The 23,270-nt window shown below is 69.4% G+C and carries 21 protein-coding genes; 13 read left to right on the top strand and 8 right to left on the bottom strand.

Annotated features, from left to right (window positions below; translation table 11 throughout):
* Nucleotides 1-37: 37 nt before the first annotated feature.
* Nucleotides 38-853 (bottom strand): serine hydrolase domain-containing protein, encoded by an 816-nt coding sequence (locus OHT77_RS30815; RefSeq protein WP_328831678.1) that lies wholly within the window; start codon nucleotides 851-853, stop codon nucleotides 38-40.
* Between the two features lie 19 nt (nucleotides 854-872).
* On the bottom strand, nucleotides 873-1,340 hold the full coding sequence (locus OHT77_RS30820; RefSeq protein ID WP_328831679.1) for a GNAT family N-acetyltransferase: 468 nt from the start codon (nucleotides 1,338-1,340) through the stop codon (nucleotides 873-875).
* 97 nt (nucleotides 1,341-1,437) lie between these two features.
* Here OHT77_RS30820 and OHT77_RS30825 point away from each other — a divergent pair, with 97 nt between their 5' ends.
* Complete coding sequence (locus OHT77_RS30825) at nucleotides 1,438-1,902, top strand: MerR family transcriptional regulator (RefSeq protein WP_266768276.1); 465 nt, start codon at nucleotides 1,438-1,440, stop codon at nucleotides 1,900-1,902.
* Nucleotides 1,899-2,915, top strand: a complete 1,017-nt coding sequence (locus OHT77_RS30830; RefSeq protein ID WP_328831680.1) for an aldo/keto reductase — start codon at nucleotides 1,899-1,901, stop codon at nucleotides 2,913-2,915. The genes OHT77_RS30825 and OHT77_RS30830 overlap by 4 nt, the downstream gene beginning before the upstream one ends.
* Nucleotides 2,916-2,945: 30 nt before the next feature.
* On the opposite strand, the gene OHT77_RS30835 is transcribed toward OHT77_RS30830, so the two are convergent.
* From OHT77_RS30835 to OHT77_RS30845, 3 genes are all read right to left on the bottom strand, one after another.
* Nucleotides 2,946-3,794 carry a DUF4429 domain-containing protein gene (locus OHT77_RS30835; protein ID WP_328831681.1) on the bottom strand — a complete coding sequence of 283 codons (849 nt, stop codon included), beginning with the start codon at nucleotides 3,792-3,794 and terminating at the stop codon, nucleotides 2,946-2,948.
* 58 nt (nucleotides 3,795-3,852) lie between these two features.
* Nucleotides 3,853-5,085: an alpha/beta hydrolase gene (locus OHT77_RS30840; protein WP_328831682.1), complete on the bottom strand. Its 1,233-nt coding sequence runs from the start codon at nucleotides 5,083-5,085 to the stop codon at nucleotides 3,853-3,855.
* A 93-nt stretch (nucleotides 5,086-5,178) separates the two neighbouring features.
* Nucleotides 5,179-5,814 (bottom strand): TetR family transcriptional regulator, encoded by a 636-nt coding sequence (locus OHT77_RS30845; protein WP_328831683.1) that lies wholly within the window; start codon nucleotides 5,812-5,814, stop codon nucleotides 5,179-5,181.
* An 83-nt stretch (nucleotides 5,815-5,897) separates the two neighbouring features.
* Here OHT77_RS30845 and OHT77_RS30850 point away from each other — a divergent pair, with 83 nt between their 5' ends.
* Nucleotides 5,898-7,517, top strand: a complete 1,620-nt coding sequence (locus OHT77_RS30850) for an MFS transporter (RefSeq protein WP_266768268.1) — start codon at nucleotides 5,898-5,900, stop codon at nucleotides 7,515-7,517.
* 234 nt (nucleotides 7,518-7,751) lie between these two features.
* Nucleotides 7,752-8,030: a small hydrophobic protein gene (locus tag OHT77_RS30855; RefSeq protein ID WP_328831684.1), complete on the top strand. Its 279-nt coding sequence runs from the start codon at nucleotides 7,752-7,754 to the stop codon at nucleotides 8,028-8,030.
* 955 nt (nucleotides 8,031-8,985) lie between these two features.
* Here the strand turns inward: OHT77_RS30855 and OHT77_RS30860 are convergent.
* Nucleotides 8,986-9,747: a potassium channel family protein gene (locus OHT77_RS30860; protein ID WP_328831685.1), complete on the bottom strand. Its 762-nt coding sequence runs from the start codon at nucleotides 9,745-9,747 to the stop codon at nucleotides 8,986-8,988.
* Between the two features lie 135 nt (nucleotides 9,748-9,882).
* On the bottom strand, nucleotides 9,883-12,630 hold the full coding sequence (aceE, locus tag OHT77_RS30865; protein WP_328831686.1) for a pyruvate dehydrogenase (acetyl-transferring), homodimeric type: 2,748 nt from the start codon (nucleotides 12,628-12,630) through the stop codon (nucleotides 9,883-9,885).
* 369 nt (nucleotides 12,631-12,999) lie between these two features.
* Here aceE and OHT77_RS30870 point away from each other — a divergent pair, with 369 nt between their 5' ends.
* The 6 genes from OHT77_RS30870 to OHT77_RS30895 all read left to right on the top strand — a co-directional run bounded on the left by OHT77_RS30870 (nucleotide 13,000) and on the right by OHT77_RS30895 (nucleotide 17,550).
* Nucleotides 13,000-13,437, top strand: a complete 438-nt coding sequence (locus OHT77_RS30870) for a DUF3052 domain-containing protein (RefSeq protein ID WP_019060358.1) — start codon at nucleotides 13,000-13,002, stop codon at nucleotides 13,435-13,437.
* 127 nt (nucleotides 13,438-13,564) lie between these two features.
* Nucleotides 13,565-14,023, top strand: coding sequence for a peroxiredoxin (locus OHT77_RS30875; RefSeq protein WP_328831687.1), 459 nt, complete (start codon nucleotides 13,565-13,567; stop codon nucleotides 14,021-14,023).
* 113 nt (nucleotides 14,024-14,136) lie between these two features.
* The gene (locus OHT77_RS30880; RefSeq protein WP_019060360.1) at nucleotides 14,137-14,712 is read left to right on the top strand and encodes a TerD family protein; all 576 of its coding nucleotides are present in this window, start codon (nucleotides 14,137-14,139) and stop codon (nucleotides 14,710-14,712) included.
* A gap of 112 nt (nucleotides 14,713-14,824) precedes the next feature.
* Nucleotides 14,825-15,400, top strand: coding sequence for a TerD family protein (locus tag OHT77_RS30885; protein ID WP_266768259.1), 576 nt, complete (start codon nucleotides 14,825-14,827; stop codon nucleotides 15,398-15,400).
* Between the two features lie 154 nt (nucleotides 15,401-15,554).
* Entirely contained in the window at nucleotides 15,555-16,700 is a 1,146-nt protein-coding gene (locus OHT77_RS30890) for a DUF475 domain-containing protein (protein ID WP_328831689.1), read from the top strand.
* 115 nt (nucleotides 16,701-16,815) lie between these two features.
* Nucleotides 16,816-17,550, top strand: a complete 735-nt coding sequence (locus OHT77_RS30895) for a TerD family protein (protein ID WP_033286889.1) — start codon at nucleotides 16,816-16,818, stop codon at nucleotides 17,548-17,550.
* Nucleotides 17,551-17,649: 99 nt separating this feature from the next.
* Here OHT77_RS30895 and OHT77_RS30900 read toward each other — a convergent pair whose 3' ends face one another.
* The gene (locus OHT77_RS30900; protein ID WP_328831690.1) at nucleotides 17,650-18,417 is read right to left on the bottom strand and encodes a TerD family protein; all 768 of its coding nucleotides are present in this window, start codon (nucleotides 18,415-18,417) and stop codon (nucleotides 17,650-17,652) included.
* A gap of 176 nt (nucleotides 18,418-18,593) precedes the next feature.
* On the opposite strand from OHT77_RS30900, the gene OHT77_RS30905 reads away from it, so the two are divergent.
* From OHT77_RS30905 to OHT77_RS30915, 3 genes are read left to right on the top strand one after another with little or no spacing between them, the layout of a single operon-like run.
* Entirely contained in the window at nucleotides 18,594-19,760 is a 1,167-nt protein-coding gene (locus OHT77_RS30905; RefSeq protein ID WP_328831691.1) for an HpcH/HpaI aldolase/citrate lyase family protein, read from the top strand.
* 14 nt (nucleotides 19,761-19,774) lie between these two features.
* Nucleotides 19,775-22,450, top strand: coding sequence for a phosphoribosyltransferase (locus OHT77_RS30910; RefSeq protein ID WP_328831692.1), 2,676 nt, complete (start codon nucleotides 19,775-19,777; stop codon nucleotides 22,448-22,450).
* Complete coding sequence (locus tag OHT77_RS30915; protein WP_328831693.1) at nucleotides 22,450-23,265, top strand: HAD family hydrolase; 816 nt, start codon at nucleotides 22,450-22,452, stop codon at nucleotides 23,263-23,265. The genes OHT77_RS30910 and OHT77_RS30915 overlap by 1 nt, the downstream gene beginning before the upstream one ends.
* The last annotated feature ends 5 nt before the right edge of the window (nucleotides 23,266-23,270 follow it).

The following is a 23,270-nucleotide window of genomic DNA, read 5'->3' on the forward strand; positions in this document are numbered from 1 at the left end:
ACTTTAGCGAGCGCGGCACGTCACGGGTGAGGAGTGCTCAGATCTCGGCCAGCACCGCGTCCGTGAACGGCGGCCACGCCTCGACCGCCCACGGCCCGAACGCCCGGTCCGTCAGGGCGACGCAGGCCGCGCCCGCCACCGGGTCGACCCACAGGAACGTGCCGGACTGGCCGAAGTGGCCGAAGGTGCGTGGAGAGGACGAACTGCCCGTCCAGTGGGGGGACTTGGAGTCGCGGATCTCCAGGCCGAGGCCCCAGTCGTTGGGGTTCTGGTGGCCGTAGCCGGGGAGGACGCCCTTGGTGCCGGGGTACTGGACCGTCATCGCCTCGGCGACCGTGCGGGGGTCGAGGAGCCGGGGCGCCTGGAGTTCGGCGGCGAAGCGGACGAGGTCGTCGACCGTCGAGACGCCGTCCTTCGCGGGGGAGCCGTCCAGCGAGGTGGACGTCATGCCGAGGGGGTCGAGGACCGCCTGGCGCAGGTACTCCGCGAACGGGATCTCCGTCGCCTTCGCCACGTGGTCGCCGAGCTGCTCGAAGCCCGCGTTCGAGTACAGGCGGCGCTGGCCGGGCGGGGCCGTCACGCGGTGTTCGTCGAAGGCCAGGCCCGAGGTGTGGGCGAGGAGGTGGCGGACCGTGGCGCCGGGCGGGCCCGCCGGTTCGTCCAGCTCGATCGCGCCCTCCTCGTACGCCACCAGGGCGGCGTACGCCGCGAGCGGCTTGGTGACCGAGGCGAGCGGGAAGCGGTGGTCGGTCGGGCCGTGGGTCCCGAGGACGGTTCCACCGGCTCGTACGACAGCCGCCGCCGCGGTCGGCACCGGCCAGTTCTCGATCAGCGCGAGGCTCTGCAAGGACATGCCATCGAGCCTAAGTGGTTCAGAGCATGAGCCCCATCATGGGGTCGGGCTTGCGCGTGAAACCGAGGGACGCGTAGAGCGGCTCGGCATCGGCGGAGGCGGTCAGGAGGACCTGGCCGGCACCGCGCTCACGGAACCACTGGAGCAGCTCCTCCATGCACGCGCGGGCGTACCCACGGCGCCGCGCGTCCGGATCGGTGGCCACGCTGAAGACGAACCCGGCCTTCCCGCGCGGGTTCCCCGCCTTCCCGATCCGGTAGTCCACCGTGCCCACGACCAGCGTGGCCAGCGCCCCCGGTCGCTCCGGATGGTCCACGACGAACGCCCCGAAGTCCTCGTCCGACGCCAGCCGCTCCCGCAGCGTCGGCAGGGACTCCGCGTGCCAGTCCGTGCCGGGGTCCGACCCGGGCAGCGCGTCGATCATCACCTGGCGCAGTCGCAGCAGCTCGGCGGCATCCTCGGGAGTTGCCCGTCGTACGAGACTCATGGTCCGTACGCTATCCAGCGCACCCCTCGCCCGTCCCGCCGATTTCTTACCGGTTCCGCTTGCTTCGAGTGCACTCCAAGGCCATAGCGTGGTGGTCATGACGGTGATGGAGACCACGGGTACCAGTACCGACAGCTGCGCGGGCCCGCCACAGGCCGAGCGGCGTCCGGACGGCGCGGACAGCTACACGATCAGCGAGGTCGTGGCCTTCACCGGGCTGACCGCGCACACCCTGCGCTGGTACGAGCGCATCGGGCTGATGCCGCACATCGACCGCTCGCACACCGGCCAGCGCCGCTACAGCAACCGCGACCTCGACTGGCTCGACCTCGTCGGCAAGCTCCGCCTGACCGGGATGCCGGTCGCCGACATGGTCCGCTACGCCGAGCTGATGCGCGAGGGCGAGCACACCTACGGTGACCGCTTCGAACTCCTGGAGGCGACCCGCAGGGACGTCATCGCCAGGATCGCCGAACTGCAGGACACCCTGGCCGTCCTCGACCGGAAGATCAACTTCTACGCCACGGCCGGCCGCGCCTACGAAAAGGAGAAGGCAGGATGACCGACACCACGATCCCGACCGCACGGCTCGGCGCGGCCGGCCCCGAGGTCGGCGTCCAGGGCCTCGGCTGCATGGGCATGAGCTTCGCCTACGGCCCCTCGGACGCCAAGCAGTCCCAGGCCGCCCTGGACCGCGCCTTCGAACTCGGCGTCACCCTGTACGACACGGCGGACGCGTACGGCGGCGGCGAGAACGAACGGTTCCTGTCGCCGTTCTTCAAGGCCCACCGCGACCAGCTCGTCATCGCCACCAAGTTCGCCCTGTCGATCCCGCCCGGCGAGCCCACCCGGCGCGTCATCCGCAACGACCGCCCGTACATCCGCCAGGCGGTCGAGGCCAGCCTCCAGCGGCTCGACATCGACGTCATCGACCTCTACTACATGCACCGCCGCGACCCGGCCGTCCCCATCGAGGACACCGTCGGCGCGATGGCGGAACTGGTGGCCGAGGGCAAGGTCAAGCACCTGGGCCTGAGCGAGGTCACCGGCGCGGAACTGCGGGCGGCGCACGCCGTCCACCCCATCGCCGCCGTGCAGTCGGAGTGGTCGCTGTTCAGCCGCGACGTCGAGATCAGCCTGGTCGGCGCCGCCGCCGAGCTGGGCGTGGCGGTCGTACCGTACTCACCGCTGGGCCGGGGCTTCCTCACCGGTTCCTTCGCCAACGCCGACCAGGACCTCACCGAGGGCGACTTCCGCCGCACCCAACCCCGCTTCACCGGCGAGAACGCGGCCGCCAACGCCACCCTCCTCGACCCGGTCCGCACCGTCGCCGAGGCCCACGAGGCGTCCCTGGGCCAGATCGCCCTCGCCTGGGTGCAGCAGCGGGCGCAGGTCCACGGCCTCCCGGTCATCCCCATCCCCGGCACCACCAAGCCGGGCCGGGTGGAGGAGAACACGGCCGCCACGAGGATCGTCCTGACGGACGACGAACTGTCCCTCCTGGAGCCGATCGCCGGCAAGGTGGCGGGCGACCGCTACGCGGACATGACGTTCACGTCGTCCAACAGGGAGTAGAAACGCCCCGAAAACGACGAGCAGCCCCCGCTACAACTCCGCCAACAACTCAGCCTTCTTCACGGCGAACTCCTCATCAGTCACCAGCCCCGACTGATGCAACTCCCCAAGATGCCGAATCCGCTCGGCGATGTCCGCAGGGTCGCGCCGCATGGCCGGCACCACGGCACTGGGGCGGGCGGTGCGAACGGCGGAGAGGACCGCTGCGGCGAAGGGCAACGACTCGTGCACGGGCCCATACCCCAGCCCGAACACCACAGCCGCCGGATCCTGATCAACAGGCAGCAGCGGCGCGGCCCCACGCAACAGCCGTAGATGCCCTTCGAAAACCTCGGGGGAGCGCCACTCGACCCCGTTCAGGTCGGCGACCGGGAAACTCTGGTCGCCGGCCTTCCACTTCGCGGACGACGCGCCGGTCCAGAACCACCGGAACGACACCGTCTTCCCGTCGAAGGACGCCTTCCCGTCGTACGCCTTGAACCGAAGCGGCACCTCGGGCGCGGCCACAAGGAACCGCTCCGCGTCCCCGTCGTGCGGCTTCAGCTGCGCCCGCAACTCGTCGGCGTAGTACTCGGCGAGAGTCTCCCGCTCGGCGGGCAGCACCAGCCGATACGGATCGCAGCTCTCCTTGAGCTGCCCCGCGGCCGCCTCCATCAACGGGTCCGCCCCCGCCCGCGGCTCCACGCGCAGCACGACCGTGCCGCGCCGGCCCGGCGCGAGCGTCACCGTCTCGATCGCCTCGAAGGGGATCCGGCGCTCGCCGAGCGCCTGGAACAGCTTGGGTGTCCGGATGCCCCGTTCGTAGCGGATGAGCACGGAGTCGGACTCGAACTCCCAGGCGGCATGAAATCCGGCCAGTACGTCACCCATGCGGCTCATCGTAGGCGGCACATGCTCCTCCGTCCCATCCCCGCGCAGACCGCACTTCCTGCTGTTTCTACGCGCGTCCGGCCGCCGAGGCGCCGGACAAACCCTCTCGACAGGTGTCACCTTCGTGCGCGCACGTCACCGAGCGGTACGCGCCAACCCCGATGTCGGCGAAGTTGGCGAGACTGTCGGTGCCGGGCGCGAAGTACCCGGTGTGGCCCTGCGCGTCCTTCGCGGCCAGCACCCGCGCGCCGAACGCGTTCGACACCGGGTCCTCGCCGTGTCCCAGACCGCCGAGCTCCATGTACGGCACGTCCTGGATCCAGTCGTTCGCGTCCCGCATCGCCCACACCCGGGCACGTGTGTGCAGGTGGGCGGCGCTGGAGGTACGCATTCCGGGGCTGCCGGCCACCGCGATGTCGGTCACCCGGGCGGGCAGCTCGTGCGCGGCGACCCCGCACACCACCGAGCCGTAGCTGTGGCAGAACAGGGCGATCTGCGCGGTCCCGGGGAGGGCCCGCACCAAGGCGTTCAGCCGTACGGCGCCGGCCTCGGCGCGTCCCGCGGTGGCGGAGTCGATGCCGAGGCCGCCGGGGGCGGTGTAGTCGGCCCAGGCGATGACGGCGGTCCGCGTGCCGAGGGTGTCCGTCGCGGACTTCGCCGTGTTCTCGGCCGCGTACAGGTTCTGCGCCATGCCGACCGGTGCCGTGTAGTTCTTGTACGTCTTCTGGAAGGTCAGCAGATCGGTGTCGACTCCGGGGACGATCACCGACACGCGCTGCGCGGTGTCCAGGTCGCCGAAGACCTCGGCGATGCGGCCCGAGCCCTCGGGGTCGAAGGACAGGATGTGACGGTTCCCGGTCATCAGCGCTTCGAAGCGGTGCATGAGCCGGCCCGCCTCCTGCTTGCCGACGGGCGTCAGACGCGGGTCGTGCATGCGCTTCTTCTCGACCTTGCGCTGCTGGTCGAGGGCGATGCGGTTGGCGCGGTAGCGCAGCGAGACCGGGGCGCCGTTCATGTTGCCGACCGCGAGCGGGTAGCGGTGCGCGAGGCGCGTCCGCTGCTGCGTGGTGAGCGAGGCGAAGAACCGGGCCAGCCGGGTCGGGGAGGCGTCCGGGTCGGGCAGCTCGCGGCCGTTCACATGGCCGTGCTCCCACGCGGAGAGCGAGGTCTGGAGCGCCGTTTTCCCCGGGTGGCTGCGGACCGCGGTCCAACCGGTGGTCGCCAGCATCACGAACACCACGGCCAGCGCGAGCAGTGCGCGCCAGGCGTTCAGCGTGGGGGAGGAGTCGAAGGAAGTCACTGGGAGGACACACTAGGAGAACGAGAGGGTCTCGCGTTAACCGAGTGACGGGGATCACGTTTCAGCGGCACGTGACGAGAAACTCAGTACGACTCACTCGACACGGATCGCGCGCCAGTTCCCGGCGAGCGCCGGTCCCACCCCGTCCAGATACGCCGCGGTCAGCTCGCGCATCGCGTCGATGCTGAGGTCGTCCCCCGCGATCCACATCCGCTCCACCACCCGCATCACCCCGCCGAACACCGCCACCGCCAGCCGGGGCCGGGGATCCGTGTCCGGGTCGAGCCCCTCGCGCCGGGCGATGATCTGCGCGAGCTCCTCCTCCAGCTCCAGCGAGCGCCGCAGATGCACGGCGAGCAGCGCGGGCGTCGACTCGATCACCCGGTAGGTCCGCAGGTGCAGCTCCAGCGGTACGACCTGCTGGATCGCCTCGTTGATGGTGTCCCAACTCTCCAGCACGGCCCGGCGCAGCGCCTCCAGCGGGGCCTCCTGCGGCGGGCGGGCGCGGACCGCGCTCACGAAGTGCGTCTCGGTGAGCCGGGGCACGAAGAACGCGGCCTCCTCCTTGCTCGCGAAGTAACGGAAGAAGGTGCGCTGCGAGACGTCGACCGCCTCGGCGATCTCGTCGACCGTGGTCCGCTCGTACCCCTTGGTCGTGAACAGCTCCAGGGCCGCGCGCAGCAGCGCGTCCCGCGTGCGCGCCTTCTTGCGCTCGCGCAACGTGTCCATGCTGTTCTCCTCGCGATTGTTGACAGTCGGCGACATCTGAATCTGTTTGTCAACTGTCAGTGGCTGACATTAGCCTCGCGCGTATGACTAGTCAGACCACCATCAGCGCGACGGGGCCGGGGGACAAGGCACCAGCCGCCCCGTCCGACCCGACGCCGTCCACGGGGCTGCGCGGGCACCCGTGGTTCACCCTCATAACCGTCGCCGTCGGCGTCATGATGGTGGCCCTCGACGGCACCATCGTCGCGATCGCCAACCCGGCCATCCAGAAGGACCTCGGCGCCAGCTTCGCCGACGTCCAGTGGATCACCAACGGCTACTTCCTCGCCCTCGCGGTCTCCCTCATCACCGCGGGCAAGCTCGGTGACCGCTTCGGCCACCGCCAGACCTTCCTGATCGGCGTGACCGGCTTCGCCCTCGCGTCCGGCGCGATCGGGCTCTCGCACAGCATCGCGTTCGTCGTCACGTTCCGCGTGCTCCAGGGGCTGTTCGGGGCGCTGCTGATGCCGGCCGCGCTCGGCCTGCTGCGGGCCACCTTCCCGGCCGAGAAGCTCAACATGGCCATCGGCCTGTGGGGCATGGTCATCGGCGCCTCCACCGCGGGCGGCCCGATCCTCGGCGGCGTCCTCGTCGAGCACGTCAACTGGCAGTCGGTGTTCTTCATCAACGTGCCGGTCGGCGCCATCGCGCTGATCCTCGGCCTGCTGATCCTGCGCGACCACCGCGCGGAGAACGCGCCGCGCTCCTTCGACATCCTCGGCATCGTGCTCCTCTCCGGCGCGATGTTCTGTCTCGTCTGGGCCCTCATCAAGGCGCCGACCTGGGGCTGGGGTTCCGCCACGACCTGGACGTTCCTCGCCGTGTCGGTGCTGGGCTTCGCGTTGTTCGCGTTCTGGGAGCAGCGCGTCAAGGAACCGCTGATCCCGCTCGGCCTGTTCCGTTCGGTCCCGCTGTCCGCGGGCGTCGTCCTCATGGTCCTGATGGCGATCGCCTTCATGGGCGGCCTGTTCTTCGTGACGTTCTATCTGCAGAACGTGCACGGAATGAGCCCCATCGACGCCGGTCTCCACCTCCTCCCGCTCACCGGGATGATGATCGTCGGCTCCCCGCTCGCCGGCGCCGCGATCACCAAGCTCGGCCCGCGCATCCCGCTGGCGGGCGGCATGGCGGCGACCGCGATCGCGATGTACGGCATGTCCACCCTCACCTCGGACACCGGCAGCGGTGTCATGTCGATCTGGTTCGCCCTGCTGGGCTTCGGCCTCGCCCCGGTGATGGTCGGCGCGACCGAGGTCATCGTGGGCAACGCGCCCATGGAGCTGTCCGGTGTCGCCGGTGGTCTCCAGCAGGCCGCGATGCAGATCGGCGGCAGCCTCGGTACGGCCGTCCTCGGCGCGGTGATGGCCTCCCGCGTCGACAGCGACCTCGCCGGCAACTGGGCGGACGCGGGTCTGCCCAAGCTCACCCAGCCGCAGCAGGACGCGGCCGCCGAGGCGGTGCAGGTCGGTGTCGCCCCGGTCGCTCCGAACACGCCGGAGGCGATCGCCGCGAAGATCACGCAGGTCGCCCACGACACGTTCATCTCCGGCATGAGCCTGGCCTGCCTCGTCGCCGCCGGCGTCGCGGTGGTCGCGGTGTTCGTCGCGCTCCTCACCAAGCGCGGCGAGAACGCGGAGGCGGGCGCGGGGGCGGCCCACATCTAACCCTGATGCGGGGGGAGTTCGCCTATCAGGGTGACTCCGCTAAAGATTCCTGGCACCCGGTACGCGCCGCAGGTCACAGTGGGTCAAGTCCTCCGCAGGGCAGGGGGACGGGGTGGTCTGCGGCGCGCTGCCGGAGGGGGGCAGCGCGCAAGCAGGCTTTTTTCGCGTCGGGCGGGGTATCCGGAGGGCGTAGGCAGATCGGCCGAACTGGCATGCACGCCCAGGGAGTTGACGATGACGGGTCTCGGCAACGGAACGCGCAAATACCCCCGCTCACGTGGCCGTATGAGGTCAGGGACCGGGCCGGACCGCGCGACCCTGGGCATCATCGGACTCATCTGCGCCATCGCCGGCTTCTTCACCCTGGGCCTCCTCCTGGGCCCCGTCGCCCTGATCTGCGGCTGGCTCTCCATGGGCCGCCGCTGGACAGGCTCCCGCTCACTCCCCGCCCTGATCGCCCTGATCCTGGGCGCGATCGACACACTGGCGGCGATCATGTGGACGTTCTTCTGAGAGCTGAGTGGGGCGCGGGTGGATGTCCAACTGGGCGGGGGTCGGGCGGTGGGTGTCTGAGTGGGCGCGGGCGAATGTCCAACTGGGCGCCGACCGCGCGGCCGCTCCCTGAGTGGAGCGTGGGTGGATGTTCACCTGGGTGGAGGTCGGGCGGCGGGTGTCTGAGCGGAGCGCGGATGGACGTTCATCCACGCTGACGCCGGGCGGCCGCTCTCCGAGCGGAGGGTGAGCGGGAGCGGATGTCTTCCGACCCCGGTAGGGCACGGTCTTCCGAACTCCCGGCCCAGCGGGCGTTTCTGAGCCGAGGCGCACCAGATGTTCCCCCGACCGGAGACCAGGCAGGCCGTCCGCAGAGCCCCAGCCGAGCGGACGGCCTGAGCAGTTGGGCCCGACCGACGCCCTGCGGCACTGAGCCTGAGCTGACGGCCTGCGGAATTCGGCCCGAGCGGACGGTCTTTGCAGCGGTACACGAGCCAACGGCCTGCGGAATTGAACGCGAGCGGACGACCTGCGGACCTGGGCCCGAGCCGACTGTCCGCGAAGCGCACCCAAGCCGACAGCCTGCGGAATTGGAAGCGAGCGGACGCCCTGCGGACCTAGGACCGAGCGGACGACCTGCAGTCGGGCTGGACCGACGCCCTGCGAAGCTCAGCCTGACCCGACGGCCGGCGAACTGGCCCCGGCCGATGGCCTGCGGAATTAGGCCCGAGGGGAAGGTCTGCGCAGCGGCACCCGCGCCGACGGCCTGCGGCACTGGACCCGAACCGAGGCCCTGCGGAACAACCCCGAGCCCACACCCTGCGGTACCAGGCCCCAGCCCACGCCCTGCGCACCGGCGCCTCCCTGAGCCGCAGCCGCGCCCGAGCCGCAGCCGCCCCCGAGCCCATGCCTCCCCGAGCCGCAACCGCCCCCAAGCCCACGCCTCCCCAAGTCATAGCCGCCCCGCCCCCCCCGCCTACCGCGCCACCTCGTCCCCCATCGCCCCCGGGACCCCCGCCCCCGACAACGCCGCCACCTCCGCCCGTAGCGCCCGTACCTCCTCCGTCAGTTCCTCGATCGCCTGGGTCTGGCGGCGTTCCTCCACGTCGTCCTTCTCGAAGCGGGCGATGAACCATGTGGCGATGTTCGCGGTGACGACACCGAGCAGGGCGATGCCGGAGAGCATGAGGCCGACGGCGATCATGCGGCCGAGGCCGGTGGTCGGGGCGTGGTCGCCGTAGCCCACTGTCGTCATCGTGGTGAAGGACCACCACACGGCGTCACCCAGCGTCCGGATGTTCCCGTTGGGGGAGTCCCGTTCCACGGAGAGCACCGCGAGCGAACCGAACATCAGCAGCCCGATCACCGAGCCCGCGACATAGGTCGTCAGCTGGATCTGTGAGGCCATGCGCGCTCGGCGCCCGACGAGTATCAGCGTCGACACCATGCGCAGCAGCCGCAGCGGCTGGAGTATCGGCACCACCACGGCGCACAGGTCCATCCAGTGCGTCCGCACGAACCGTCGCCGGTCCCGGGACATCGCCAGCCGCATCAGATAGTCGGCGGCGAACGCCCCCCACACCACCCACTCGACCACCGTGCACACGATCGTCAGCCGATGCCCGGCGGTCGAGTCCACGATCGGCACGGCATAGGCAACGGCAAAGCCGACCGCGAGCCCTAACAGAGGCCGCTGAGTGAGCTGCTCCCAACGAGCTTGTGCCGATGGTTCGTTCATGCCCGCATGTTAGGGCGAGGGGGACCCCTGACAGGCGCCCCGAAGGGGCAGCCTGTCAGGGGCGCGGGGCTGTATCGATGTGCGGCTCCGCCGCGGGGGCGCGACCAGCCCCCACGCCCCCGCAGACAAAAACGACTACGCGTCCCCGCCCGCCGCCCCCGGATCAGCCGAAGCGACATCCAGCAGCTGATACCGATCGACCGCCTGCTTCAACACGGACCGGTCGACCTTCCCCTCCCGGGCCAGCTCCGTCAGTACGGCCACCACGATCGACTGCGCGTCGATGTGGAAGAACCGCCGAGCCGCCCCGCGAGTGTCGGCGAACCCGAACCCGTCAGCCCCCAGGGACTGATACGTCCCGGGCACCCAGCGAGAAATCTGGTCAGGAACAGACCGCATCCAGTCGGAAACAGCCACGAACGGCCCCTCCGCCCCGCTCAACTTCCGCGTGACATAAGGAACCCGCTGTTCCTCCTCGGGGTGGAGGAGATTGTGCCGCTCGACCTCGACCGCCTCGCGCCGCAGTTCGTTCCAGGAGGTCGCGGACCACACGTCGGCCCGCACGTTCCACTCCTCGGCGAGGATCCGCTGCGCCTCGATCGCCCACGGCACCGCGACCCCGGACGCCATGATCTGCGCCGGCACGGTCCCCGAAGCCCCCTGGCTGATCCGGTGAACACCCTTGAGGATGCCCTCCACGTCCACGTCGGACGGCTCGGCCGGGTGCTGGATCGGCTCGTTGTAGACGGTGAGGTAGTAGAAGACGTCCTCGCCGTGCGGGTGTTCCGCGTCCGAGCCGTACATCCGCCGCAACCCGTCCTGCACGATGTACGCGATCTCGTACGCGTACGCCGGATCGTAGGCGACACACCCCGGGTTGGTCGACGCCAGCAACTGCGAGTGCCCGTCCGCGTGTTGCAGACCCTCACCGGTCAGCGTCGTACGCCCCGCGGTCGCGCCCAGCACAAAACCGCGCGCCAACTGGTCCGCCATCTGCCAGAACTGGTCACCGGTGCGCTGGAAACCGAACATCGAGTAGAAGACGTAGACCGGGATGAGCGGCTCGCCGTGCGTCGCGTATGCCGAACCCGCCGCGATCAGCGAGGCCGTACAGCCCGCCTCGGAGATGCCGTCGTGCAGCATCTGCCCGGTCGGCGACTCCTTGTAGGCGAGCAGGAGTTCACGGTCCACCGACTCGTACTGCTGGCCCAGCGGGTTGTAGATCTTCGCGCTCGGGAAGAACGAGTCCATGCCGAACGTGCGGTACTCGTCCGGCGCGATCAGCACGAACCGCTTGCCGATCTCCTTGTCCCGCATGAGGTCCTTGAGCAGCCGTACGAACGCCATGGTGGTGGCGATCGACTGCTGGCCCGAACCCTTCTTCACACTCGCGTACGTCTTGTCCTCGGGCAGCGCCAGTGGCTTCGAGCGGACGACACGCGTCGGGACGTAGCCGCCCAGCGCGTTGCGCCGGTCGTGCATGTACTGGATCTCCTCCGAGTTCCGGCCCGGGTGGAAGTACGGCGGCGCGCCGGACTCCAGCTCCTGGTCGGTGATCGGCAGGTGCAGCCGGTCGCGGAAGCCCTTGAGGTCGGCGACCGTCAGCTTCTTCATCTGGTGCGTGGCGTTGCGGCCCTCGAAGTTGGGGCCCAGCGTCCAGCCCTTGACCGTCTGCGCGAGGACGACGGTCGGCTGGCCCTTGTGCTCCTTGGCCGCCGCGAAGGCCGCGTAGACCTTCTGGTGGTCGTGCCCGCCGCGCCCCAGGTGCAGGATCTGGTCGTCGGTCATGTTCTCGACCATCGCGCGCAGCCGGTGGTCGTGCCCGAAGAAGTGCTCGCGGATGTACGCGCCGGTCTCCGTGGCGTACGTCTGGAACTGGCCGTCCGGCGTGGTGTTGAGCTGGTTGACCAGCACGCCGTCGCGGTCCTGGGCGAGCAGCGGGTCCCAGGTGCGGTCCCAGACCAGCTTGATGACGTTCCAGCCGGCGCCCCGGAACTGCGACTCCAGCTCCTGGATGATCTTGCCGTTGCCGCGCACCGGGCCGTCGAGCCGCTGGAGGTTGCAGTTGACGACGAAGGTCAGGTTGTCCAGGCCCTCGCGCGCCGCGATCGACAGCTGGCCGAGCGACTCCGGCTCGTCCATCTCGCCGTCGCCGAGGAACGCCCACACATGCGACTTCGACGTGTCCGCGATCCCGCGCGCCGCCATGTAGCGGTTCATCCGCGCCTGGAAGATCGCGCCGAGCGGGCCGAGGCCCATCGACACGGTCGGGAACTCCCAGAAGTCCGGCATCGACCGCGGGTGCGGGTACGAGGACAGTCCGTACGGCGCCTTCGACTTCTCCTGGCGGAACGCGTCGAGCTGCTGCTCGCTGAGCCGGTCCAGGAGGAACGCGCGGGCGTAGATGCCCGGCGAGGCGTGCCCCTGGAAGAAGATCTGGTCGCCGCCGTCGCCCTGGTCCTTGCCCCGGAAGAAGTGGTTGAAGCCCACGTCGTAGAGCGAGGCGGAGGACGCGAAGGTGGCGATGTGGCCGCCGACGCCGATGCCGGGGCGCTGTGCCCTGGACACCATCACGGCCGCGTTCCAGCGGGTGGCGTTCAGGATGCGGCGCTCGATCTCCTCGTTGCCGGGGAAGAACGGCTCGTCCTTGGTGGCGATCGTGTTGACGTAGTCCGTGCTGCGCATCTCGGGCACGGCCACGCGCTTCTCGCGGGCCCGCTCGATCAGCCGGAGCATCAGGTAGCGGGCCCGCTCACGGCCGCGCTGGTCCACGGCGGCGTCGAGCGAGTCGAGCCACTCCTGGGTCTCTTCGGGATCGAAGTCAGGAACCTGACTCGGAAGGCCGCCAATGATGATCGGATTGCGATCGGATCCGGAAGCCACGCTGTTCCTTACGTGTCAGAGGGGGAAACGTGTCAGAGGGGGGAGCTGCACCGTTCCCCATGGTCTACCGCAGGGCGGCAATCGTCATCTCTACCGTGAGGTAACCGTGACTCGTTTAGCAAAGTCATTCGAGTCGCGTACCCTCGGAGGGTTCTCAAACGTGCAAACCGGGCAGAACGCTGTGGTGTACGTCACCGGCGGCCGCGATAGCGTGCCTGGAGTTGCGGCGACACGGCCAGGATCGTCACCGTTTCGGCGTTCCGAATCGCCGGGTACTTGCGCGATCCGGCCCGTCCGTGTGGACTACGGCCAATGCTTCGCGCACGCGCGTGGCTGGACATTCATCAAGACATGATCAGGAGGCAACCCGTGAGCGCGACCGCGGACCACGCGGAGGAGCGGACGAACCCTGCCGTCAGGCTGGGGTTCCAGCCCGAGCAGGTGGTCCAGGAGATCGGCTACGACGACGACGTAGACCAGGAACTCCGCGAGGCCATTGAAGAAGTCATCGGCAGCGACCTGGTGGACGAGGACTACGACGACGTCGCCGATGCCGTGGTGCTGTGGTTCCGCGACGAGGACGGCGACCTGACCGACGTGCTGGTGGACGCCATCTCGTACGTCGAGGAGGGCGGCTCGATCCTGCTGCTGACGCCGAAGACCGGCCGTGACGGCTACGTCGAGCCCAGCGACATCTCGGAAGCCGCCACGACCGCGGGCCTTTCCGCGGCCAAGAGCGTCAGCGTGGGCAAGGACTGGAGCGGCAGCCGGCTGGTGACGCCCAAGGCGGCCAAGTCCAAGAGGTAGTCCACGGAGGTACCTCGATCGTTGAATCCCGGACGGGCTGGCCACGCCAGCCCGTCCGTCCGCATGCCGTGATCGCTGCGTAGGGTGGACTCACCCGAACAGCCCCACCGAAGGGATGCAGGACGACATGGCGATCCAGGTCGGCGACAAGGCCCCCGATTTCGAGCTCAAGGACAACCACGGCGCGACCGTGAAGCTGTCCGACTTCCGGGGCGAGAAGAACGTGGTGCTGCTCTTCTACCCCTTCGCCTTCACCGGCGTGTGCACCGGCGAACTGTGCTCCCTGCGCGACAACCTGCCGCAGTTCACCGACCGCGACACCCAGCTCCTCGCGGTCTCGAACGACTCCATCCACACCCTGCGCGTCTTCGCCGAGCAGGAGGGCCTGGAGTACCCGCTGCTCTCCGACTTCTGGCCGCACGGCAACACTTCGCGGGCCTACGGCGTCTTCGACGAGGACAAGGGGTGCGCCGTGCGCGGCACCTTCATCATCGACAAGGAGGGCGTCGTCCGCTGGACCGTCGTCAACGGCCTGCCGGACGCCCGCGACCTCAACGAGTACGTGAAGGCGCTCGACACCCTGTGATTGTTAGGTTCCAGGGCCTGCGAGGGTCGGGAACCCGTCACTAGGATCGAGACGTTGATCCGATACCGACGCACTACGGGGCATCCCCGCCCCTGGACACCAATGGAGGACTCGTGGGAGTCAGCCTCAGCAAGGGCGGCAACGTATCACTGACCAAGGAGGCCCCGGGCCTGACCGCGGTCATCGTCGGTCTGGGGTGGGACGTCCGCACCACCACCGGCACCGACTTCGACCTCGACGCCAGCGCACTGCTGCTGAACAGCGCGGGCAAGGTCGCCAGTGACGCGAACTTCGTCTTCTTCAACAACCTCAAGAGCCCCGACGGCTCCGTCGAGCACACCGGCGACAACACCACCGGTGAGGGCGAGGGCGACGACGAGGCGATCAAGGTGAACCTGGCGGCGGTCCCGGCCGACGTCGACAAGATCACCTTCCCGGTCTCGATCTACGACGCCGAGAACCGCCAGCAGTCCTTCGGCCAGGTCCGCAACGCGTTCATCCGCGTGGTGAACCAGGCGGGCGGCGCCGAGATCGCGCGCTACGACCTCTCCGAGGACGCCTCGACCGAGACGGCCATGGTCTTCGGCGAGCTGTACCGCAACGGCGCGGAGTGGAAGTTCCGCGCCATCGGCCAGGGCTACGCCTCGGGCCTGCGCGGCATCGCCCAGGACTTCGGCGTCAACGTCTGACGTCCGGAGGCCTCACCCCCGGCGCCGCGCGGTCCCCGTGCGGCGCCGGGGGTCCCCCTCTGGGGGAGTGCAGGACAACCAAAGAAGCATCACCTCGGGGAGGACCAGCACTATGGGCGTCACGCTCGCCAAGGGGGGCAATGTCTCCCTGTCCAAGGCCGCACCGAACCTCACGAACGTCCTGATCGGCCTCGGCTGGGACGCGCGCTCCACCACCGGAGCCGACTTCGACCTGGATGCCAGCGCACTGCTGTGCGGCGGCGGGCGGGTCCTCGGGGACGAGTGGTTCATCTTCTACAACCAGCTCACGAGCCCCGACGGCTCCGTGGAGCACACCGGCGACAACCTCACCGGTGAGGGCGAGGGCGACGACGAGTCGATCCTGGTCGACCTCCCGAAGGTGCCGGCCACCTGCGACAAGATCATCTTCCCGGTCTCCATCCACATGGCCGACGAGCGCGGCCAGACCTTCGGCCAGGTCAGCAACGCCTTCATCCGCGTCGTCAACCAGGCGGACGGCCAGGAGCTCGCGCGCTACGACCTCTCCGAGGACGCCTCCACCGAAACGGCCATGATCTTCGGCGAGCTCTACCGCTACCAGGGCGAGTGGAAGTTCAGGGCGGTCGGCCAGGGGTATGCGTCGGGCTTGCGGGGGATCGCCATGGACTTCGGGGTCAACGTCTCGTAAAGGCCGTTGTCCACACCGGCTGTCCCGGTCGGCGGAGTCTCCCTCTAGACTCAGTGCTCGACGTCAAATTTTAAGTAAAGCCGAGTGCGGCGCGGGGGGAGACCTTCCCCCAGACTCCGTCTGGGGGGACCCCCAACACACGATTGGGTAGCCAGTGCTTCTGAAAACCTTCGGCTGGTCGTTCGCGGTCACCGCGCTCGGCCTCGTCGCAGCGGCGTTCTACGGGGGGTGGGAAGCCTTCGGCATCGTGGCGATCCTGGCCGTCCTGGAGATCTCGCTGTCCTTCGACAACGCGGTGGTCAACGCCGGGATCCTGAAGAAGATGTCGGCCTTCTGGCAGAAGATCTTCCTCACGGTCGGCGTCCTGATCGCCGTCTTCGGCATGCGGCTGGTGTTCCCCGTCGTCATCGTCGCCGTCACCGCGAAGATCGGCCCGATCGACGCGGTCGACCTCGCGCTCAACAACAAGGACCACTACCAGCAGTTGGTCACCGACGCCCACCCGGCGATCGCGGCCTTCGGCGGCATGTTCCTGCTGATGATCTTCCTCGACTTCATCTTCGAGGAGCGGGACATCCAGTGGCTGCGCTGGATCGAGCGCCCGCTGGCCAAGCTCGGCAAGGTCGACATGCTGTCGGTCTGCATCGCCCTGATCGTCCTGCTGATCACCTCCTTCACCTTCGCGGCCCACGCCCACCAGCACGGCGGCGCCCACGCCGACAAGGCGCAGACGGTCCTGATCGCCGGTATCTCCGGTCTGATCACGTACATGATCGTCGGCGGGCTCTCCGGCTACTTCGAGGACAAGCTCGAGGAAGAGGAGGAGCGGGAGCACGAGGAGGAGGAAGAGGCCGCGCGCACCGGCAAGCAGCGCTCGGCGGTCGTCCTGGCCGGCCAGGCCGCGTTCTTCATGTTCCTGTACCTCGAAGTCCTGGACGCGTCCTTCTCGTTCGACGGCGTGATCGGCGCCTTCGCGATCACGAACGACATCGTGCTCATGGCTCTCGGCCTCGGCATCGGCGCGATGTACGTCCGCTCGCTGACGGTCTACCTGGTCCGCCAGGGCACCCTCGACGACTACGTCTACCTGGAGCACGGCGCGCACTACGCGATCGGCGCCCTGGCCGTGATCCTGATGGTGACCATCCAGTACCAGATCAACGAGGTCATCACCGGCCTGGTCGGCGTGGTTCTGATCGGCTGGTCCTTCTGGTCCTCGGTCCGCAGGAACAAGGCCCTGGCGGAAGCCGAGGGAAAAGCAGGCTCGGACGAGAAGACTGAGGTCTCGTCCGGGGTGTGACAAGCTCCCTGGTGAGGGAACGCTTCTGTCGGGGCGGCCGTCGAGGACATGTCCTCTGTCCGGCCGCCCCGACAGCTTTGTCATGCGGGACGTGGATGCGAGCGTGGGGGCGGGAATGGGCTTCTTCGACGGGATCTGGCGGCGCGAGGCCGACTTCGACTCGGGCAGCGCGGCCAGCAACGCGATCGAACTGACCAAACGGCACCACCAGGTCTCGCTCACCAAGCAGGGCGCGGCCACCGGCAACCTCCGCGTCAACCTCACCTGGCGGATGCGGACCTCCGACATCGGCGGCCTCCAGCGCGACAGCCTGCTGCGCCACCCCTTCAAGGCGCTCAAGCCCCCGGAGGTCATGGGCCACAGCCAGAGCATGGTCAACGTCGACCTGGACCTCGGCTGCCTCTACGAACTGATGGACGGCACCAAGGGCGTGGTGCAACCCCTGGGCGGCCTCCTCGGAGACGTCAACTCACCGCCGTACGTGAAGCTCAGCGGCGACGACCGCTTCGGCTCCGCGTCCGGCGAGACGATGTACGTCAACCTCGACCACCGCGACCAGATCAAGCGGCTCCTGGTCTTCGTCTACATCTACGACCAGACCCCCGCCTTCGACCGCACCCACGCGATCGTCACCCTCTACCCCAGCAACGGCCCCCGCATCGAGATAGGCCTCGACGAACGCCACCCCCAGGCCCGCTCCTGCGCGGTGGTGATGATCGAGAACGTCAAGGGCGAGCTGGTGGTCCGCCGAGAAGTGAAATTCGTCTACGGCTTCCAGGCGGAACTGGACCGGCTCTACGGGTGGGGCCTGCAGTGGGGCAGGGGTTACAAGACAAAGGTGGAGCGATAGCTCCCCTTCAGGGGCGCGGGGCAGCGTGGATTCGCGGCTCCACCGCGTGGGCGCGACCAGCCCCCACCGGCCCGCACCCGGAGCACCACGCACTCACCCTCAGATGAACTGCGGCCCCTGCGGCGGCATCCGGAAGTCAGGATCCGGTGCCATCGCCGAGGGCACCGGCTGCGGATACCCGTACGTCCCCGCGGGAGCGGTCTGCGGATACCCGTACGCCGGCTGAGTCACCGGCTCCTCGGCCTGCGGATACCCGTAGGCCGGCTGCGTCGGAACCGCCGGAGGCAACGGCTGGGAGGCCTCGGGAACGACCCCCGCCCCCTCCGACTCGTCCACCGTGATCCCGAAGTCCATCGCGAGCCCGCGCAGCCCGTTGGCGTACCCCTCGCCCAGCGCCCGGAACTTCCACCCGTCCCCCCGCCGGTACAGCTCCCCGCAGATCAGCGCGGTCTCCTCGCCGGTCTCCGGCTTGATGTCGAAATACAGCAGGGGCTCACCCTCGGCGACCGCCGCGTCGTACAGCAGGATGCGCAGCCCCTGTACGCGGTCGAAGGTGTTGTCCTCGGCCGAAGCGACCACCAGAATCCGGCTCACTTCGGACTCGACACCGGCCAGATCTGTCTGGATCGTGTCGGTGGGACCCTCCGAGACCCGCTTCTTGCCGAGCCACCAGACCTTCCCGGAGGGGTGCCGGGGCTGGTTGTAGAAGACGAAATCCTCGTCGGAACGCACCTGACCGGCGGGGCCGAGGAGCAGCGCCGAGGCATCCACGTCAGGGACCCCCTGTCCGGGAGTCCAGCGCAGCACGGCACGTACCGTGGTGGCCTCCAGCGGGACGTTCGACCCCTTCAGCATCGCGTGCGTCATGCGGTCATCCTGCCCTCTCGGTCCTGGTCACGACAACGTGGGGGTTCGGACACCGACACGGCCGAGTTACCTGAAGTTCATGCCCGGCGGGAACCCCCGACATGGGTTTGTACGTACTATTACCGGCCACCTATCGAAAACGTTCACGAGTCACATCGGCACCACGGGGGAGCTTTATGCGTCATTTCGGGCACATTGCCCCTGAGGTACGGCAGCGTCTCTTCTTCCAGGAGCCCTGCGAGTTCGACGCGGACTCCCCGGCCCGGCTGCTCGCCGCGGGCCTGGGCGCCACGCTCTACAGCCCGGCCACCCGCCCCCGCCTCGCCGACGACATCGTCAAGCTGGCGGCGCACGGAGTGGTGTCGATGGTGCTGTGCCTGGAGGACTCGATCGGCGACGAGGACGTGCCCGCCGCCGAGGAGAACCTGGTCCGGCAGTTCACCGACCTGGCCGCCCGCCCGGACGTCGGGCTTCCGCTGCTGTTCATCCGCGTCCGCGTGCCCGAGCAGATCCCCGATCTCGTGCGCCGCATGGGCCCGGCCGTACGACTCCTCTCCGGCTTCGTGATGCCGAAGTTCACCGAGGAGAGCGGCACCCCGTTCCTGGAGGCGCTGGCCGCCGCGGAGGCGGCGAGCGGGCACCGGCTGTTCGGCATGCCGGTCCTCGAGTCGCCCGAGCTGCTGTACCGCGAGTCGCGCGTCGAGACCCTGGAGGGCATCTCCCGCGCCGTCGACAAGTACCGCGACCGCGTCCTCGCCCTGCGCCTCGGCGTGACGGACTTCTGCTCGTCGTACGGCCTGCGCCGCGCCTCCGACATGACGGCCTACGACGTCCAGATCGTCGCCAACGTGATCGGTGACGTGGTGAACATGCTGGGCCGCGCCGACGGCACCGGCTTCACGGTGACCGGTCCGGTGTGGGAGTACTTCCGGGTCCAGGAGCGCATGTTCAAGCCGCAGCTGCGCCGCAGCCCCTTCCTGGAGGGGCAGGCCGAGGAGCTGCGCGAGGCGCTGATCGAGCACGCCATGGACGGCCTGCTCCGCGAGATCGCCCTCGACCAGGCCAACGGCCTGCTGGGCAAGACCTGCATCCACCCCACCCACGTGCTGCCCGTGCACGCGCTGTCCGTGGTCAGCCACGAGGAGTTCTGCGACGCGCAGGACATCCTGCGGCCGGAGCGGGGCGGCGGGGGAGTGCTGCGCTCGGCGTACACGAACAAGATGAACGAGGTGAAGCCGCACCGCGCCTGGGCCGAGCGGACGATGCTGCGCGCCGAGATCTTCGGGGTCGCACGCGAGGACGTCGGCTTCGTGGAGCTGCTCGCCGCCGGAATCCCCGGCTGAATCGCAAGGGACGTATGAACAAGGCAGTGAACGACGGTGTCTGGTCGGGCAGTTGGGTCGCGGAGCGGCTCGGTGTCGAACTGCTCGGCGATCCCGAGCTGACCGACCTCCTGGGCCTGGCCCTCCGCCGCAACCCCAAGCGGGCCCACCTCCTCGTGTCGAACGTGCTCGGCAAGCACGTCCCGCAGTCCCCGACGGTGGTCTACGGCTACGGCTTCACCCTGGGCCGCCGGGTCCGCGAGCTCCTCGGCACGGAGGAGTCGCGGCGGGCGGTGGTCCTCGGCTACGCGGAGACCGCGACGGGGCTCGGCCACGCGGTCGCCGACGGCATCGCGCTCGCTCCCTACCTCCACTCCACGCGCCGCCCCGTTCCCGGCGTCGCCACGGCAGGGGGCTTCGAGGAGTCCCACTCCCACGCCACGTCCCACCTCCTCCTCCCCGAGAACCCGGCCCTCCTCGCCGGCGAGGGCCCGTTGGTCCTGGTGGACGACGAGTTCTCCACCGGCAACACGGTCCTCAACACCATCCGCGACCTGCACGAGCGGTACCCCCGGGGCCGGTACGTGGTCGTCGCCCTCGTGGACATGCGCTCGGCGGCGGACGCGGGGCGGCTGGACGAGTTCGCGGCGGAGATCGGCGCGAGGGTGGACCTCGTCGCAGCGGCGTCGGGCACGGTGAGCCTGCCCGCCGGGGTCCTCGAAAAGGGCCAGGAGCTGGTGGCGAGGTACGAGTCGGAGAGTGCCGGGTCAGGTAGTCGGTCGTCTGCAGCGCCGTCCGGGCTGGTCGCGCAGTTCCCCGCGCCCCTAAAAGACAAAGACCAGGACGGCGCCGCCGGCGCGCCCACGACGACAGAAGCCACCCCACCCTTCCAGCCCACCCCCACCCCCAACCCCCCAGGGGCGCGAGGAACTGCGCGACCAGCCCCCACGGCCCCGCACCCGACCGACAACCCTTCAGGGGCGCGGGGAACTGCGCGACCAGCCCCCACCGACCCGCACCCGAAAAACAACCGCGTCACCCAAGTCGACATCCGCTGGCCCAAAAACCTCCCCGACGGCGGAAGGCACGGCTTCACCCCGGGTCACCGAATACGGCTCGACCGCGCCCTCCCCGCAATGGCCGCCCGTCTCGCAGAGGCTTTGCCGGAAGACGCCACCCGTATACACATCCTCGGCTTCGAAGAGCTGATGTACGCCCCCCTCTGCCTGGCCCGCGAACTGGAACAGATCGTCGATGCCGGCGTCACGTACTCCACCACCACCCGCTCACCCGTCCTCGCCGTGGACGACCCGGGGTACGCGATAAGAACCCGCCTCACCTTCCCCGCCCACGACACCCCCGCGGACGGCCCGGGCGACCGCTACGCCTACAACATCGCCGGCGCCGGCTTCGACGCCGTGGTGGCCGTGCTCGACGACACCGCCGACACCCCCGAACTCCACGCCCCGGGCGGCCTGTTGGCGAGGCTCGCCGAACACACCCCGCACGTAGTCCTCGCGGTGATCCCCTCGTACGTCCCCGAAAGGCCCGCCATGCTCCCCGACCCCCTCCGCGGCCCCGCCTTCTCCTCGTACGCCCCGGAAGAGGTCGGCTGGCTGCTCCAGGACCTCTCGGACGTGACCCTGGAGGCGCCGACCGAGGAGCGCGAGGAGGCCATCCAGAGCGGCGGAGCCCACTACGCGGAGTCGCTCCCGGTGGAGTACCAGCCCAGCGAGCAGTACCAGCAGCTGTTCCACACCGCCCTGGACGAGGCCGCCGACCGCCTCGCCCTGGCGGTGGGCGCGGTCACCGAACTGGTCCTCGCCGAACGCTCCCCGCACCCCGTCCTCGTCTCGCTCGCCCGCGCCGGCACCCCCGTAGGCGTGTTGATGCGCCGCTGGGCCCAGCACCGCCACGGTCTCGACCTCCCGCACTACGCCGTGTCGATCGTGCGCGGCCGCGGCATCGACGCCAACGCGCTCCGCTGGCTCGCCGCCCACCACGACCCCGCCGACGTCGTGTTCGTCGACGGCTGGACCGGCAAGGGCGCCATCACCCGCGAACTCACCGAGGCGATCAGGGAGTTCGAGGAGTCCGACGGCATCACCGGTTTCGACCCGGAGATCGCGGTCCTCGCCGACCCCGGTTCCTGTGTGAAGACGTACGGCACCCGTGAGGACTTCCTCATTCCCTCCGCCTGCCTCAACTCGACCGTGTCGGGCCTGATTTCACGTACGGTGTTGCGCTCGGACCTGGTCGGCCCGCACGATTTCCACGGCGCGAAGTTCTATCGCGAACTCGCCGGCGCGGACGTCTCGGTGGACTTCCTGGACGCCGTGGCCGCCCGGTTCCCGGAGGTGTCGGACGCGGTGACCGTCCTCGCCAAGGAACTGCTCGCCGCCGACCGCACCCCGACCTGGGAGGGCTGGGCGGCGGTCGAGCGGATCAGCGAGGAGTACGGCATCCACGACGTGAACCTCGTCAAGCCCGGCGTCGGCGAGACCACCCGGGTGCTGCTGCGCCGGGTGCCCTGGAAGATCCTCGCGCGGGCCGGTGCGGGTGCCGACCTCGACCACGTCAGACTGCTCGCCGAGCAGCGGGGCGTACCCGTCGAGGAGGTGGCCGAACTGCCGTACACCTGCGTGGGGTTGATCCACCCCAAGTACACGCGCGGTGCGACCGGTGCCGACGGCAAGGCGGTGGCGGTCTGATGCCGGTACTCGTCGCGAGCGACCTCGACCGTACGCTCATCTACTCCGCCGCCGCCCTCGCCCTCACGATGCCGGACGCGCGGGCGCCCCGGCTGCTCTGCGTCGAGGTGCACGAGAGCAGGCCGCTGTCCTTCATGACGGAGACGTCGGCCGCCCTGCTCACCGAACTCGGTGACGCGGCCGTCTTCGTGCCCACCACCACCCGCACCCGCAAGCAGTACCAGCGCATCAACCTGCCGGGCCCCGAGCCGAAGTTCGCGATCTGCGCCAACGGCGGCCACCTCCTCGTCGACGGGGTGACCGACGAGGACTGGCACACCCGGGTCCAGGCGAAGCTGGCCGCCGAGTGCGCCCCGCTGGAGGAGGTGCGCGAGCATCTCGCGACCACCGCCGACCCCGCCTGGGTCCGCAAGCACCGCATCGCGGAGGACCTCTTCGCCTACCTGGTGGTCGAGCGGGAGCTGCTCCCCGAGGAGTGGGTGAAGGACCTGGCGGTCTGGGCGGAGAACCGAGGCTGGACGGTCTCCCTCCAGGGCCGCAAGATCTACGCGGTCCCCAAGCCCCTCACCAAGAGCGCCGCGATGCGCGAGGTGGCCCACCGCACCAACGCCACCCTGACCCTCGCAGCCGGCGACTCCCTGCTGGACGCCGACCTCCTGCTGGCAGCGGACAGGTCCTGGCGCCCGGGCCACGGCGAGCTGGCGGACGAGGCCTGGACGGCCCCCAACGTCACAGCCCTACCGGAGCGGGGAGTGCTGGCGGGCGAGCGCATCCTGCGGGAGTTCCGGAGAGCGGCGCACCCGTCAACCCCGTAGGGGCA

It is taken from the genome of Streptomyces sp. NBC_00252, assembly GCF_036187565.1.
Classification (GTDB): domain Bacteria; phylum Actinomycetota; class Actinomycetes; order Streptomycetales; family Streptomycetaceae; genus Streptomyces.